This window comes from Jatrophihabitans sp. YIM 134969, from assembly GCF_054456675.1.
In genome coordinates, this window is the sequence record NZ_JBTJEQ010000038.1 from 18576 (window position 1) to 34037 (window position 15462).

Annotated in this window: 11 protein-coding genes; 9 read left to right on the forward strand and 2 right to left on the reverse strand. The window is 71.7% G+C overall.

Features of this window, described 5'->3' with window-relative positions; all coding sequences use genetic code 11:
* Positions 1 to 185 precede the first annotated feature (185 nt).
* From kdpF to ACXR2U_RS17805, 8 genes are all read left to right on the forward strand, one after another.
* Positions 186 to 275: a K(+)-transporting ATPase subunit F gene (kdpF, locus tag ACXR2U_RS17770; protein ID WP_458826405.1), complete on the forward strand. Its 90-nt coding sequence runs from the start codon at positions 186 to 188 to the stop codon at positions 273 to 275.
* On the forward strand, positions 275 to 1936 hold the full coding sequence (kdpA, locus tag ACXR2U_RS17775; protein WP_458826406.1) for a potassium-transporting ATPase subunit KdpA: 1662 nt from the start codon (positions 275 to 277) through the stop codon (positions 1934 to 1936). The genes kdpF and kdpA overlap by 1 nt, the downstream gene beginning before the upstream one ends.
* On the forward strand, positions 1936 to 4095 hold the full coding sequence (kdpB, locus tag ACXR2U_RS17780; protein WP_458826407.1) for a potassium-transporting ATPase subunit KdpB: 2160 nt from the start codon (positions 1936 to 1938) through the stop codon (positions 4093 to 4095). The genes kdpA and kdpB overlap by 1 nt, the downstream gene beginning before the upstream one ends.
* Positions 4096 to 4099: 4 nt before the next feature.
* Positions 4100 to 5005 carry a potassium-transporting ATPase subunit C gene (locus tag ACXR2U_RS17785; protein WP_458826408.1) on the forward strand — a complete coding sequence of 302 codons (906 nt, stop codon included), beginning with the start codon at positions 4100 to 4102 and terminating at the stop codon, positions 5003 to 5005.
* Between the two features lie 12 nt (positions 5006 to 5017).
* Positions 5018 to 7582 carry a sensor histidine kinase gene (locus tag ACXR2U_RS17790; protein ID WP_458826409.1) on the forward strand — a complete coding sequence of 855 codons (2565 nt, stop codon included), beginning with the start codon at positions 5018 to 5020 and terminating at the stop codon, positions 7580 to 7582.
* Positions 7579 to 8259 carry a response regulator transcription factor gene (locus ACXR2U_RS17795; protein WP_458826410.1) on the forward strand — a complete coding sequence of 227 codons (681 nt, stop codon included), beginning with the start codon at positions 7579 to 7581 and terminating at the stop codon, positions 8257 to 8259. The genes ACXR2U_RS17790 and ACXR2U_RS17795 overlap by 4 nt, the downstream gene beginning before the upstream one ends.
* A gap of 132 nt (positions 8260 to 8391) precedes the next feature.
* Positions 8392 to 9735: a diaminopimelate decarboxylase gene (gene lysA, locus ACXR2U_RS17800; RefSeq protein WP_458826411.1), complete on the forward strand. Its 1344-nt coding sequence runs from the start codon at positions 8392 to 8394 to the stop codon at positions 9733 to 9735.
* Between the two features lie 57 nt (positions 9736 to 9792).
* Positions 9793 to 12411, forward strand: a complete 2619-nt coding sequence (locus ACXR2U_RS17805; RefSeq protein ID WP_458826412.1) for a sensor histidine kinase — start codon at positions 9793 to 9795, stop codon at positions 12409 to 12411.
* Positions 12412 to 12424: 13 nt separating this feature from the next.
* Here the strand turns inward: ACXR2U_RS17805 and ACXR2U_RS17810 are convergent, their stop codons facing one another.
* Positions 12425 to 13051 (reverse strand): hypothetical protein, encoded by a 627-nt coding sequence (locus ACXR2U_RS17810; RefSeq protein WP_458826413.1) that lies wholly within the window; start codon positions 13049 to 13051, stop codon positions 12425 to 12427.
* Positions 13048 to 14769 carry a PHP domain-containing protein gene (locus ACXR2U_RS17815; protein WP_458826414.1) on the reverse strand — a complete coding sequence of 574 codons (1722 nt, stop codon included), beginning with the start codon at positions 14767 to 14769 and terminating at the stop codon, positions 13048 to 13050. Before ACXR2U_RS17815 ends, ACXR2U_RS17810 begins: the two co-directional genes overlap by 4 nt.
* Before the next feature lie 299 nt (positions 14770 to 15068).
* On the opposite strand from ACXR2U_RS17815, the gene ACXR2U_RS17820 reads away from it, so the two are divergent.
* Positions 15069 to 15446, forward strand: a complete 378-nt coding sequence (locus ACXR2U_RS17820) for a hypothetical protein (protein WP_458826415.1) — start codon at positions 15069 to 15071, stop codon at positions 15444 to 15446.
* The last annotated feature ends 16 nt before the right edge of the window (positions 15447 to 15462 follow it).

Consider the following 15462-nt stretch of genomic DNA (forward strand, 5'->3'; position numbering starts at 1 on the left):
TCTCGACCCCGTCCCGGCCGTCCGGCGGGCGTTGACTCGCTCGTGTCCGTCGGAACGGCGGGCGCTGACCGGCGGTGAGTCCGCCCTTCCTGAGTGAGGCCGTGGGTGCACGACGTCCTGTTCGTCCTTCTGATCGCCGGCATGTTCGGCGTGCTGGCTCTCTGCGCCAAGGGGGTCGAGAAGCTGTGAGCGTGGTCAACGTCATCGGTGGGATCATCGCGATCGCGCTGACGATCTTCCTCGTCGTCGCCCTGCTCCGTCCCGAGAAGTTCTGATGTCCGGGACGTGGGCGGGGATCGTCTTCCTCGCCACCCTGATCATCGCCTGGGCGCTGATCCACGCGCCGTTCGGCGACTACATGGCCCGCGTGGTCGAGGGGCGCAAGCACTCGCGCGCCGAACGGGTGGTCTACCGCCTCGGCGGTGTCGACCCGGACGCCGACCAGACGTGGGGTCGTTACCTGCGGGCGGTACTGGCCTTCAGCGCCGTGAGTGTCGTCTTCCTCTACGGGTCCCTGCGGTTGCAGCACCACTTCGGCTCGCCGTTCGACGTGCCGCAGATGAGCCGCAGCCAGTCGTTCAACACGGCGATCAGCTTCGTCACCAACACCAACTGGCAGTCCTACTCCGGCGAGAACGCCCTGGGCTACGTGGTGCAGATGGCAGGCCTCGCGGTCCAGAACTTCCTCTCGGCCGCGGTCGGGGTCGCGGTGGCGGTCGCGCTGGTCCGCGGCTTCGCCCGGTCGAAGACCGACCGCCTCGGCAACTTCTGGGTCGACCTGACGCGGTTCAGCTTCCGCGTGCTGCTGCCGATCTCGATCGTGGTCGCGGTCTTGTTCGTCGGCGCCGGCATGGTGCAGAACCTCGCGCACTACACCGACGTGACCACCTTGACCGGCGGCACCCAGACCATCCCGGGCGGACCGGTCGCGAGCCAGGAGGTCATCAAGGAGCTCGGCAACAACGGCGGCGGGTTCTACAACGCCAACTCGGCGCACCCGTTCGAGAACCCGACGGCGTGGACCAACTGGCTGCAGATCTTCCTCATCGGTGCGATCTCGTTCTCCTTGCCGCGGACGTTCGGCACCATGATCGGTGACCGCCGGCAGGGCCGCGCGATCGTCGCGGTCATGGGCCTCATCGCCCTGGTGAGCATCGGCCTCAACCTCTGGGCCCAACTCGCGCACCACGGCACCGTCCCCACCGCGGTCGGGTCGGCCACCGAGGGCACCGAGACCCGCTTCGGCGTCCCGGATTCCTCGATCTTCTCGAGCCTCACCACCCTGACGTCGACCGGTGCGGTCAACAGCTTCCACGACTCGTACACCAGCCTCGGTGGCGGGATGACCCTGCTGAACATGATGTTGGGCGAGATCGCACCCGGTGGTGCGGGCTCGGGCCTCTACGGCATGTTGGTGCTGGCGATCATCACCGTGTTCGTCGCGGGTCTGATGGTCGGTCGCACGCCGGAGTACCTCGGCAAGAAGCTCGGGGCGCGCGAGCTCAAGTTCGCCTCGCTCTACCTGCTGACGACGCCCGCCATCGTCCTGATCGGCACCGCGGTCGCCATGGCCCTGCCCGGCCAACGCGCCGGGATGCTCAACACCGGCGCCCACGGGTTGTCCGAGGTGCTCTACGCGTTCACCTCGGCCGCCAACAACAACGGCAGCGCGTTCGCCGGCATCAGCGTCAACACGGTCTGGTACAACACCGTGCTCGGCGCGTGCATGATGTTCGGCCGCTTCCTGCCGATCATCTTCGTGCTCGGCCTCGCCGGGTCGCTGGCGCGGCAGAAACCCGTGCCCGTCTCGGAGGGGACGCTGCCGACCCACAAGCTCCTGTTCATCGGGATGCTCACCGGCGTCACCGTCATCGTCGTCGCCCTCACCTACTTCCCGGCGCTCGCGCTGGGCCCGCTCGCGGAAGGCCTGCACTGATGTCCACGACCACCATCGACGCGCCGACGGGACCTGCTCCCGAGGCGACCCCACCCGGGAACGGCGCGCCCCAGCAACGTCGGGTGGGTGGCGGGTTGCTCGACCCGAAGATGCTGCTGACGTCGTTGCCCGACGCCCTGCGCAAGCTCAACCCGCTGACCCTCTACAAGAACCCCGTCATGTTCATCGTCGAGGTCGGCGCGGTGTTCACGACCGTCCTCGCGATCACGCAACCCTCGGTGTTCGCGTGGCTGATCGTGGTGTGGCTCTGGCTGACCTCGGTGTTCGCCAACCTCGCCGAAGCTGTGGCCGAGGGTCGCGGCAAGGCGCAGGCGGACGCCCTGCGCAAGGCCAAGACCGACACCGTCGCCCGGCGGCTGGTCGACCCGGACCGGCACGACGGCCGGACCGAGGACGTCCCCGCTCCGCAGCTGCGGCAGGGCGACGTCGTGGTGTGCGAGGTCGGCGACATCATCCCCGGAGACGGCGACGTCATCGAGGGCATCGCGAGCGTCGACGAGTCCGCCATCACCGGTGAGAGCGCCCCGGTCATCCGCGAGAGCGGCGGTGACCGGAGCTCGGTCACCGGTGGCACCAAGGTGCTCTCGGACCGCATCGTCGTGCGGATCACCCAGAAGCCGGGCGAGAGCTTCATCGACCGGATGATCAACCTGGTCGAGGGGGCGAGCCGTCAGAAGACCCCCAACGAGATCGCGCTCAACATCCTGCTCGCCAGCCTGACCATCATCTTCCTGCTGGCGACCGTCACGCTGCAGCCGCTGGCGATCTTCAGCAAGGCGCAGCAGCCCGGTCTGCCGAACACCAGTGCGCTCGACGCCAACGGCGTCACCGGCATCGTGCTGATCTCGCTGCTGGTCTGCCTCATCCCGACGACGATCGGTGCGCTGCTCTCGGCCATCGGCATCGCCGGCATGGACCGGCTCGTGCAGCGCAACGTGCTGGCCATGAGCGGTCGCGCCGTCGAGGCGGCGGGCGACGTCGACACCCTCCTGCTCGACAAGACCGGCACCATCACGCTCGGCAACCGCGTGGCCAAGGAGTTCGTGCCCGTCGGCGGCGTGTCGCCCGACGAGTTGGCCCGGGCGGCGCAGGTGTCCTCGCTCGCCGACGAGACGCCCGAGGGTCGTTCGGTCGTCGTGCTCGCCAAGGAGCAGTACGGCCTGCGCGAGGTCGCGGTGCAGGATGCAACGTTCGTGCCGTTCACCGCGCAGACCCGGATGTCCGGGGTCGACCGCGGCGGCCACGAGATTCGCAAGGGCGCCACGGCGTCGGTGCAGGCCTGGGTCCGCACCCACGGCGGGGAGGTCCCGACCGAGACCGACGGCGTGGTCGACGGCATCGCGAGCACGGGCGGCACACCGCTGCTGGTGGCCGAGCGGGTCGACGGTCAGCCGGCGCGGGTGCTCGGTGTCATCGCGCTGCGCGACGTCGTCAAGGAGGGCATGCGCGCCCGCTTCGACGAACTGCGGGCCATGGGCATCCGCACGGTCATGATCACGGGCGACAACCCCCTGACGGCCAAGGCCATCGCCGACGAGGCGGGTGTCGACGACTTCCTCGCCGAGGCGACGCCCGAGGACAAGATGGCGTTGATCAAGAAGGAGCAGGGCGGCGGCAAGCTGGTCGCGATGACCGGGGACGGCACCAACGACGCCCCGGCCCTCGCCCAGGCCGACGTCGGGGTCGCGATGAACACCGGCACGTCGGCCGCGAAGGAGGCCGGCAACATGGTCGACCTCGACAGCGACCCGACGAAGCTCATCGAGATCGTCGAGATCGGCAAGCAGCTGCTCATCACCCGCGGCGCGCTCACGACCTTCTCGATCGCCAACGACGTCGCGAAGTACTTCGCGATCATCCCGGCGATGTTCGCCGCGGTCTACCCGGGCCTCGACACGCTCAACATCATGCGGTTGCACTCGCCGCAGTCGGCGATCCTGTCCGCCGTCATCTTCAACGCGCTCGTCATCATCGCGCTCATCCCGCTCGCCCTACGCGGCGTGCGGTACCGCCCCTCGGGCGCGAGCCAGATGCTGCGCCGCAACCTCTACATCTACGGGCTCGGCGGGATCGTGGTGCCGTTCCTCGGCATCAAGATCATCGACCTGCTCGTCCAGTTCATCCCCGGAATCCGGTGACACCGTGAAGAACCTGCTCAACTCCGTCCGTCAACTCTCCGCCGCACTGCGCATGCTGATCGTGTTCACGACCGTGCTCGGCGTCGGCTACCCGCTCGCGGTCACGGCGATCGCCCAGATCCCAGGTCTGCACGACCGGGCCGAGGGATCGTTCGTCAGCGCGAACGGCACCGTCGTCGGCTCCACGCTCATCGGCCAGAACTTCACCGACGCGGACGGCAACGCGCTGGTCCAGTACTTCCAGTCGCGGCCGTCGGCCGCGGGCGACGGCTACGACCCCACCGCGTCGTCGGCCAGCAACCTCGGACCCGAGTCGATCGTCGACACCCTGCCCGATCCCTCGGCGGTGCCCGACTCCGACGAGGCCGCCGGCTCACCGAGCCTGCTCACCCAGGTGTGCACCCGCAGCCTGGAGATCGGTGAACGCGACGGCGTCGACGGTTCGCGGCCGTTCTGCTCGCCCGACGGCACTGGTTCGGTGCTCGCGGTCTTCTGGTCCGGCCCCGGGTACAGCGGCACGATCACCCGCGTGGTCTCGCTGAACCAGACCACCGGCGCGACTCCGTTCGTGAAGGACTACCGGGGTGTCCCGGTGCAGCTCGCGCAGTTCGGCCAGGACTACAGCACCGGCCAGGTCGTGCCCGTCCGTGGTGACGCCCCGGGCGACCCCGCCGTGCCGAGCGACGCGGTCACCGCCTCGGCGTCGGGCCTCGACCCTGAGATCAGCCCGGCGTACGCGAAGATCCAGGAGGCCCGGGTGGCGAAGGCGCGGGGCGTGAGCGTCGCCCAGGTCGCGGCGGTCGTCGACCGCATCGAGACCGGCCGCGACCTCGGGTTCCTCGGCGAACCCAAGGTCAACGTGCTGAAGCTCAACCTCGCGCTCGACGCCGCGTTCCCCTACCGCGGCTGAGGCGGACCACCGATGAGTCACCGGGGGTCGCTGCGGGTCTATCTCGGTGCGGCCCCCGGCGTCGGCAAGACCTACGCCATGCTCGACGAGGGCCGGCGCCGCGCCGCCCGCGGCGCTGAGGTCGTGGTCGGGCTGGTCGAGACGCACGGCCGGCCGAAGACCGCCGCGCTCCTCGACGGCCTCGAGGTCCTGCCGCGCCGGGAGGTGTCCTACCGCGACGCCACGTTCTCCGAACTGGACATCGACGCGGTCCTCGCCGGCGCGCCGGAACTGGCGCTGATCGACGAGCTCGCGCACACCAACGTGCCGGGCTCGCGGCACGAGAAGCGGTGGCAGGACGTCGAGGAGCTGCTCGAGGCGGGCATCGACGTCATCAGCACGGTGAACGTGCAGCACCTGGAGTCGCTCAACGACGTCGTCGAGGCCATCACCGGTGTCCCGCAACGCGAGACTGTGCCGGACAGTGTGGTGCGAGCGGCCGAACAGGTCGAGCTCGTCGACATGACTCCCGAGGCGTTGCGGCGGCGGATGGCCCACGGCAACGTCTACCGCGCCGACAAGGTCGACGCCGCGTTGTCCAACTACTTCCGCCCCGGCAACCTCACCGCGCTGCGCGAGTTGGCGCTGCTGTGGCTCGCCGACGCCGTCGACGAGGGCCTCAAGCGGTACCGCGACCAGCACGGCATCGCCGCCACGTGGGAGACGCGCGAACGCGTCGTGGTCGCCCTCACCGGTGGGCCCGAGGGCGACGACCTCATCCGCCGGGCGGCCCGGATCGCCGCCCGCGCCAGCGGGGGTGACCTGCTGGCCGTGCACGTCTCGCGCAGCGACGGCCTGTCGGGCTCGAGCATCGCCGCCCTCGCCTCCCAGCGGCTGCTGGTCGAGTCGCTCGGCGGCAGCTACCACTCGGTCGTGGGCGACGACGTCGCGAAGTCGGTCCTCGACTTCGCCCGGGCCAACAACGCCACCCAGATCGTCATCGGCGCGAGTCGGCGTCGGCCGCTGGTCGCCGCCGTCACCGGTGCGGGCACCGGGGTGGGCATCACCCGGCGGTCAGGGTCGATCGACGTGCACGTGGTCTCCCACGCCTACGTCGGCAAGGGTCGGGTGCTGCCGCGCCTCACCGGTGGGTTGACCGTGCGCCGCCGGCTGGCGGGACTCGCGGTCGGTGCGGTGCTGCTCGCCGTCATGACGCCGCTGTTGACGCTGGGGCGGGCCGACCTCGCGCTCGCCACCGACATGCTGCTGTACCTGCTGGTGACGGTGTTGGTGAGTGTCGTCGGTGGCTGGTGGCCGGCACTGGCGACGGCCGTGGCGTCGAGCCTGGTGATCAACTACTTCTTCGCCCCGCCGATCCACCGCTTCACGATCGCCTCCCGCGACAACATCATCGCCGTGGTCGTGTTCGTCGTGGTCGCGGCACTGGTCTCCCGCGTCGTCGACCTCGCCGCCCGGCGCACCGTCGAGGCCGCCCGTTCCAACGCGGAGGCCGAGACCCTCTCGACGCTCGCGGGCAGCCTGCTGCGCGGCGAGCAGGCGCTCGACGCGCTGCTCGACCGTGTTCGCGAGACCTTCGCCGTCTCCAGCGTGACCCTGCTCCGCCGCACCGGTGACGCGCCGGGCAGCGGCGGAGCGTCCACCGGCGCGATGCGCGGGGAGTGGACCTGCCTCGCGAGCGTCGGCGACGACCCCTGCATGACACCGGAGTCGGGCGACACCGAGGTGCCGGTCGGCGACGACCTCGCCCTCGTCCTACGTGGACGCCGCCTCGCGGCGGAGGACCAGCGCGTGCTCGTCGCGTTCGCGACCCAGGTGGCGGTCGCCTACCGCCAGCGGCGCCTCGCCGAGGCGGCCGAGGCGGTGGCGCCGCTCGCCGCGGCCGACCGCACCCGCACCGCCCTGCTCAACGCCGTGAGCCACGACCTGCGGACCCCGATCGCCGCGGCCAAGGCGGCGGTGTCGAGCCTGCGCAGCGACGAGGTCGCCTGGGACGCCGCCGACCAGAGCGAGTTGCTCGCCGTGGCCGACGACGCGCTGGACCGACTGACCGCGTTGGTGACCAACCTGCTCGACCTGTCACGCCTGCGCGCCGACGTCCTCACCATCGACACGCGCCCGACCGAGTTGCTCGAGGTCGTCGGCCAGGCCCTGGGTCCGGTCGAGAGGCGCGGACCCGTCGACCTCGACCTGCCGCCCGAGCTGCCCGCGGTGCTCGCCGACCCCGGTCTCCTGGAGCGGGTCGTGGCCAACCTCGTCGAGAACGCCCGGCGGCACTCCGGTGAGGGTCGGGTCCGCGTCGCCGGCAGTGTGCACGGTGCAACGGTCGAGCTGCGGGTCATCGACCACGGGCCGGGCATCCCCCTCGAGGATCGCGACGCCGTGTTCGCCCCGTTCCAACGCCGGCACGACCGCAGCAACAGCGAGGGGGCGGGCGTCGGGCTGGGACTGGCCATCGTGCGGGGGTTCGTCGAGGCCATGCAGGGCACGGTCGAACTCGACGACACCCCGGGGGGAGGCCTCACCGCGGTGGTGTCCCTGCCTGTCGCCCCGACCGGGATCGTGGCGGTGGCGAGTTGACGCGTGTCCTCGTCGTCGACGACGAACCACTGCTGCGCCGGGCCGTCGCGATGAACCTCACCGGTCGCGGGTTCGAGGTGACCACGGCCGGTGACGGCCGCACCGCCCTCGACCTGGTCGTCGCCGACCGTCCGGACGCGGTCGTGCTCGACCTCGGACTGCCGGACATGGACGGCACCGCGGTGGTCGTCGCTGCGCACCGGGCCCGGCCGGACCTGCCGATCGTCGTGCTGTCGGCGCGCAGTGCCAGCCACGACAAGGTGCAGGCGCTCGAACTCGGCGCGGTCGACTACCTGACCAAGCCCTTCGACGTGGGGGAACTCGTCGCCCGCCTGAGGTCCGCGCTGCGCCGCTCCACACCCGCGGCGGTCTCGTCCACGCACCGCATCGGTGAGGTGACGGTCGACGTCGACGCCCACTCCGCGGTGCGTGACGACGGCGAGTGGGTCCACCTCACCCGCACCGAGCGGCTCGTCCTGGAGGTGTTGGTCGCCTCGCCCGGCCGGTTGGTCGGCACCCGCGAACTGCTCACCGCCGTCCGTGGCGACCCCGACCACAGCGAGAGCAGCTACCTGCGCATCTTCGTCGCGCAGTTGCGTCGCAAGCTCGAGCCGGACCCGTCCCGGCCGGTCCACCTGCTCACGGAGTCGGGGATGGGCCACCGCTTCCGGCCGTGACGTGGGCGGGCGTGACGGAACCGTGGGGAAGCCGTGACGGTCCGTGGGGATCCGCCTCCGGGCGGGATCTGCCGACGCACGCTGGGGTTCCGGTCGGCACGGTGCCGGCCCGAGCTCTCGATGGAGACACGCGTGACCCTCGCGGACATCATCCCGTCGTTGCGGTCGTCCCTGCCGCACCCGCTGGAGCCCTGGCTCTGGCCGTCGTCGACCCGGCACGTCCCGGGCGGTGACCTGTCGGTCGGCGGCGTCCGACTCGCGGCCGTGGCCCGGGAGTACGGCACGCCGGTCAACGTCCTCGACACCGGCGAGTTCCGGGTGCGCTGCGACGACTACCGCCACGCCTACCGCGACGGCGAGGTCGCGTACGCCGGGAAGGCGCTGCTCACCCGGGCCGTCGTGCGCATCGTCGAGGCCGCGGGTCTCGCGCTGGACGTGTGTTCCGCCGGGGAGCTCGAACTCGCGATCAGCGAGTACTTCCCGCCGGAGCGGCTGATCCTGCACGGCAACGCCAAGACCGACGCGCTGTTGCGCCGCGCGACAGCGGTGGGCGTGGGCCGGATCGTCGTCGACTCGATCGACGAGATCGGTCGGGTCGCGGCGACGGCCCGCGGTGGGAACCGGCAGCCGGTCCTCGTGCGCCTCACGCCGGGCGTCGACGCCGGCACCCACGCGGCGATCACCACCGGGACCGAGGACCAGAAGTTCGGGCTGTCGATCGCGTCCGGCGCGGCCGCGGCCGCTGTCCGGCGCATCCTCGACACCCCCGAACTGCAGCTGGTCGGCGTCCACTGCCACCTCGGCTCGCAGATCACCCGCGTCGAGCCCTACCAGCGGGCGGTGCGGCGGATCGTCGAGTTCCTCGCCACCGTCCGCGACCTGCACGGTGTCGAGGTGCCGCAACTCGACCTCGGCGGCGGCCACGGCATCGCCTACCACCCCGGTGACGTCCCCCTGCCGCCTCTGGCGATGGCGGCCGCGGTCCGTACTACGCTGGCGGCGGCGTGCCGGGCCGCATCCCTGCGGGTCCCGCGGCTGACCGTCGAGCCCGGACGCGCGATCGCCGGGCCGTCGGGGGTGACGCTCTACACCGTCGTCGGCGTCAAGCACACCCCGGACCACACCTGGGTGGCGGTCGACGGCGGCATGGCCGACAACCCGCGCCCCGCGCTCTACGACGCGCGGTACACCGCCCGCCTGCTCGGCCGCCTCTCCCCGGCGCGCGACGAGCACGTCACGGTGGTCGGCCGGCACTGCGAGGCGGGCGACGTGCTCATCCGCGACGCGTTGCTGCCCGGTGACGTCCGGGCGGGTGACCTCCTCGTCGTGCCCGCGACCGGCGCCTACCACCACGCGATGGCGTCGAACTACAACCACACCCCGCGCCCGCCGTTGGTGGCGGTCGAGCGGGGCGTCAGCCGGGTGCTGGTGCGCCGGGAGACGTTCGACGACCTCGTGAGCCGCGACGTGGGCTGAGCCCACGCGTCCGGACTCGGATGGACCCGGCCGGCGCGGACGGAGCAGTCTGGGGGCGTGAGCGCTCCTCTGGCCGACCGTCGCCGCGGACGGTTGCGCGTCTACCTCGGTGCCGCGCCCGGCGTCGGCAAGACCTACGCCATGCTCGGCGAGGGCCGGCGTCGGGTGGGTCGTGGGAAGGACGTCGTCGTCGGCCTGGTGGAGACGCACGGCCGCCCCCACACCGCGGAGCAGCTCGAGGGCCTGGAGGTCGTCCCGCGGCGCGAGGTCGTGCACCGCGGGGCCGCGTTCACCGAGCTCGACGTCGACGCCGTCATCGCGCGCGCGCCCGAGGTCGCGCTCGTCGACGAACTCGCGCACACCAACGCGCCGGGGTCGCGGCACGAACGACGCTGGCAGGACGTCGAGGAGTTGCTCGAGGCGGGCATCGACGTCATCACCACCGTCAACGTCCAGCACCTCGAATCGCTCAACGACGTCGTCCGCGACATCACCGGTGTCCCGCAACGCGAGACCGTGCCCGACAGCGTGGTCCGTGCGGCCGACCAGGTCGAACTCGTCGACATGACGCCTGAGGCCCTGCGCCGGCGGATGGCCCACGGGAACATCTACGGCGCGGACAAGATCGACGCCGCGCTCGGGAACTACTTCCGGCCCGGCAACCTCACGGCCCTGCGGGAGCTCGCCCTGCTGTGGCTCGCCGGCGCGGTCGACGAAGGCCTGCAGCGCTACCGCGACGCGCACGGCATCGCCTCGACCTGGGAGACCCGCGAGCGGGTCGTCGTCGCCCTGACCGGGGGGCCCGAGGGCGACACCCTGATCCGGCGCGCGGCGCGCATCGCCGCCCGCACCGCCGCCGGGGACTTGCTGGCCGTGCACGTCGCGCGTAGCGACGGCCTCGCCGGATCGTCGATCGCGGCGTTGGACCAGCAGCGGCTGCTGGTCGAATCCCTCGGCGGTTCCTACCACTCCGTGGTCGGCGACGACATCGCCCGAGCCGTCCTCGACTTCGCCCGCGCCAACAACGCCACGCAGATCGTCATCGGTGCCAGCCGTCGCAGCCCCCTGCTGGCCGCGGTGGGCGGGCCCGGCACCGGGTCGACGATCACCCGCAGGTCCGGTCGGGTCGACGTCCACGTCGTCAGCCACGACTACGTCGGCAAGGGCCGCGTGCTGCCGAAGCTCACGGGTGGCCTCTCGGCGCGGCGGCGAGTGTCCGGCCTCGCGCTCGGCGCGGCGCTGCTGGCGGGCATGACGCCGCTGCTGACGTGGGGTCGCGCCGATCTCGCGCTCGCTACCGACCTCCTGCTGTACCTGCTCATGACGGTGCTCGTCAGCATCGTGGGTGGGTGGTGGCCCGCGCTGGCCACCGCCCTCGCCTCGAGCGTGCTGCTCAACTTCTACTTCGCGGAACCGTTGCACCGGCTGTCGATCGCCTCGCGCGACAACGTCATCGCCGTCGTGGTCTTCGTGGTGGTGGCCGCGTTGGTCTCCAGGGTGGTCGACCTCTCGGCCCGCCGGAGCGCCGAAGCCGCCCGCTCGAACGCCGAGGCGGAGACGTTGTCGACGCTCGCGGGGAGCCTGCTGCGGGGCGAGCAGGCCCTCGACGCGTTGCTGCGCCGGGTGCAGGAGACCTTCGCGGTCGACAACGTGACCCTGCTGCGTCGCACGAGCGAGGCGCCCACCAGCGAGAGTTCACAGGCCGGACGGCCGGTCGAGGGGAGTTTGCGCGGGACGTGGACCTGCGTCGCCTCGGTGGGGGAGATCCCGTGTGTCCAGCCGGAATCCGGCGACACCGAGGTCCCGGTCGGTGACGACCTCACCCTGGTCCTGCGCGGACGCACGCTCGCCGCCGAGGACCAACGCGTGCTGGTCGCGTTCGCCACCCAGGTGGCCGTGGCGTACCAGCAGCGGCGGTTGACCGAGGCGGCCGAGGCCGCGGCGCCGCTGGCCGAGGCCGACCGGGCCCGGACGGCTCTGCTCAACGCCCTCAGCCACGACCTGCGCAACCCCATCGCCTCCGCGAAGGCGGCGGTGTCGAGCCTGCGCAGCACCGACGTCGCGTGGAGCGAGCAGGACCGCGACGAACTGCTCGACGTCGCGGGCGACGCGCTCGACTACCTCACCGAACTGGTGACCGACCTGCTGGACCTGTCGCGACTGCGGGCCGAGGTGTTCACGTTCTCGTCGGAGCCGACCGACGTGGCCGACGTGGTCGCGGGCGTCCTGCGGCACTTCGGGCACCGCGACGTCGCCGTCGACGTCGAGGTGCCACCCGACCTCCCGGCGGTCCAGGCCGATCCGGCCCTGCTGGAACGGGTGGTCGCCAACCTGCTCGAGAACGCGGCCCGGCACGCCGCGGGCTCACCGCTGCGCATCGCCGCGAGCGTGCACGGCGAGCGCGTCGAGATCCGCGTGGTCGACAACGGCCCCGGCATCCCCGAGCGCGACCGCGAGCGGGTCTTCCAACCCTTCCAACGTCGGGACGACCGTTCCAACAGCGACGGTGTGGGCGTCGGACTCGGGCTCGCCGTCGTGCAGGGGTTCGTCGACGCCATGGGCGGTGCGGTCACGCTCGACGACACGCCGGGCGGCGGCCTCACGGCGGTCGTGGCCCTGCCGGTCGCCGAGACACGTCAACCCCCGTCGTTGCAGGACGCAACGATCGGGGGTTGACGGGTCGAGCGGGTCAGGCGTGGTCGACGCAGCAGGGCGTCGGGTTCGGCACCTCGAACGGAACCAGCACACCGCCCCGCGACGCTTGGACGTGCAGCACCAACCGACCTGCGGCGAAGCGCGGCCGCAGGAAACCCCTGGTCTGCACGACGACGTCGTCACTGGCGTCGACCCCGCCCATCGCCTGCACGACGTCGATCGCGGTGGTCGCGAGCAGGTCACCCACGGTGATCTCCTCGCCCACGTCGTCGTGGCCGGGGAACCAGACGGCCCGGCCCTCGGTGCGGGCCGCGCGGGCGGCGGCCGCCTGCCGCGCACGGTCGTCCGCGTCGGAGTCGCTCCGCCCGGTCCCGAGGACGTCGACCGAACCGGCCTGGTCGCGGGCGAGGGCGTCCAGGTACCCCGTGAGGAGGTTCGGGTCGGTGGGCGCGGCGACCGCCGCCGAGCAGGATGCGCCGAGCTCGGTGACGGTCCGGTGGGTCGTCAGCCAGGTGACCGGCACCCCGTTGCGCACGAGCGCGTCGGCGAGGTGGAGCAGGTCGTGCTCGACGTCGCGCTCGCGGGTCACCGCCAGGTGCAACCCGGCCACCGCCTCCGAGGAGGAGACGGTGGCCGCGTCGCGGGTGGGTGTGACGGTCACGAACTGCTCGTGGGCAGCGCCCACATCGGGTTCGTGTAGAACCACAGGTCGTTCCACGGGTCGGCGTCGCCCACGACGTCCATGGCCGGACCCGCCGCGTCGACCGCCGCACCGTTCAGGCCCGGGGCGGTCCGGTTGCCGTCCGAACCGCGCAGCCGCACGTAGAGACCCTGGTCGCCGACCCGGCCGAGGCCCTGGGTGATCTGGATCCGGTCGGTGCCGTTGCCGGACAGGTCCCAGCTCTTGAGCACCTTGGTGTTCGGAGCGCTGAACGTGTCCTTGTCGCGGGCCTTGCCGGTGACCAGGCCCTGGATGATGTCGAGCTTGGCCAGCTGCGGGACGAACTGCGACCAGTTCGGGGTGCGAGCCGGCTGGATGTCGATGACCAGCGAGATCGCCGTGCCGCGCGGGACGGCGAGGACGCCGCCGAGCGGCACCGACTGCCCGCCGCCGACCAGGCGGACGTTGACGTTGTCGAGCAGACCGCCGTGGTCGACCCACACCCGGCCGGCACGCAGGCCGTCCATGACCGCCTTGTAGTTGAAGCCGGTCGCGCCGACGTGGGTGCGGCTGTAGTAGCCCGGCCAGAAGTCGCCGAAGGTGGTGTTCAACGGACCGTGCACCGGGTCGGCGTGGACGCCGTTGGTGGTGAAGTCGTCGTTCGGACCGCGCTGCGAGATGTCGGCGTAGACCTGGTGGCTGTCGGAGTTGGCCGTGATCCACCACGCCTTGCCCTCCGACAGCAGGCTGTCCCAGAGACCACCGACGGTCGCGGTCATCCAGTCGAAGCCGCCGAAGGTGCGGTAGGTCTCCATGGGGTAGCCGGGGAAGCTGTTGGCCGGGTCGGGGGCGAAGTCGTAGTAGCCACGGGCCGAGCCGGGGCCGACCGGGGCCGGGATGCCCGCGGCCTGGTGGCCGGGAGCGCCCTCGAAGCCGATCGCGATGCGGGGCTGCGCGTCGCGCCAGCCACGGATCTCGTGCGGGGAGTCGATGCCCTTGCGTGACGGGTGGTTCGCGAGCATCAGGGCGTCCAGCACCTTGCCGTTGCTGACCTGCTTGGCGAGGAAGTTCAGCCCGGTGATCGCGACGGTCTCGTTGGCCGGGGTGCTCGCTCCGGCGCCGTTGTTCGCGGCGTCGTAGGTGGCCTCGAACTGCTTGAGGACCGCCACCTCGTTCGCGCCCGGGTGCACGAACACCGTGCCGTGCTCGGCCGCGGGGATGTTCCACTCCAACCCCTGGAACACCAGCGTGTCGCTGGAGAACAGCGAGCGGGCGGCGAGGATGTCGGGGTTCACCTTGTCGACGCCGATGCGCGTGTGCTGGTCGCTGCCGTGGTCGGTGATGACCATCCAGTCCAGGCCGTACGCCGCGGCGTGCTGCACCTGGTCGACCACGCGGTACTGCGCGTCGGAGGAGTACTGCGTGTGGATGTGGTGATCGCCCGCGAGCCAGCGGAAACCGCCCTGGAGGGCTCGGCGGGCGGCCTGCGTGGTCTGTGCGGCGGCGGGTGCGGAGAACACACCGTTCGCGCCCATGACGCCGACCGCCGCGACACCCGCGCCGAGCAGACCGGCGGAGCGCATGAAGCCACGACGTCCGAGGGTGCCCGGGTCGAGCGCGTCGTCCGGGATGGAGAGGTCCTTCGCGGGATCGAGGTGCTCGTGGGTGCCCTCGTGGTCGTGGGTGTGGCTGAATCCGTCGTGGTGGTGGTGTCCCATGCGGACGTGTCCCCTTCAGGTTCGGGCGGGGCTCGTGCCCCGGCCCCAGGACCACACCAGGTGCGGGGAAAGACAGCGTCGCGATCGGGCGTCGTCAGGATGAACGGCAGGCGACCGGTGAACGTCCGGCGTCTTGCTGCCAGCAGGTGGCAACAACGTCGGCTCGCGAGGGGTTCGTCCGGTCGGTGGGTGAACGCCGGCCGTCGATCGGGCCGCTCCACCTTCCGGCAGGCGACCGTTGCGTGAACAACTGACGCAACCCCTTGCGCGCGCGGCTACTTCACACCTGGATGACGCGGGTGACATCTCCCGGGTCCGCGCGTCTCCTGCTGCGCGCAGGAGGCGGCGGGGTGCGGTGGTCGGTGGTCGCGGCCAACGGCCGGGTGCTCGGTACCTCGCTCGGACCACTGGCCGACACCTACGCCGCCCACCGCGACTTCCTCGCCCTCTGCCCGCTGCTGCCGGACCTGCCGGTGACCTTCGGCCGCGAGCAACGCGCCAGGGAGTGGACCTGGCGGATCGGTGACGCCGAGAGCGGCCACATCGCGGTCTCGGGACAGGGATACGAACGACACGCCACCGCCCGGGCCGCGTTCGCCCGGTTCGTCGCCGCGGCCACCGAACTGTGCGCCACGGCCTCGCGTGCGGGCGGGCCCGCCCGCCCCGGTCAGAGGTAGGGGCGGACGGGACGAC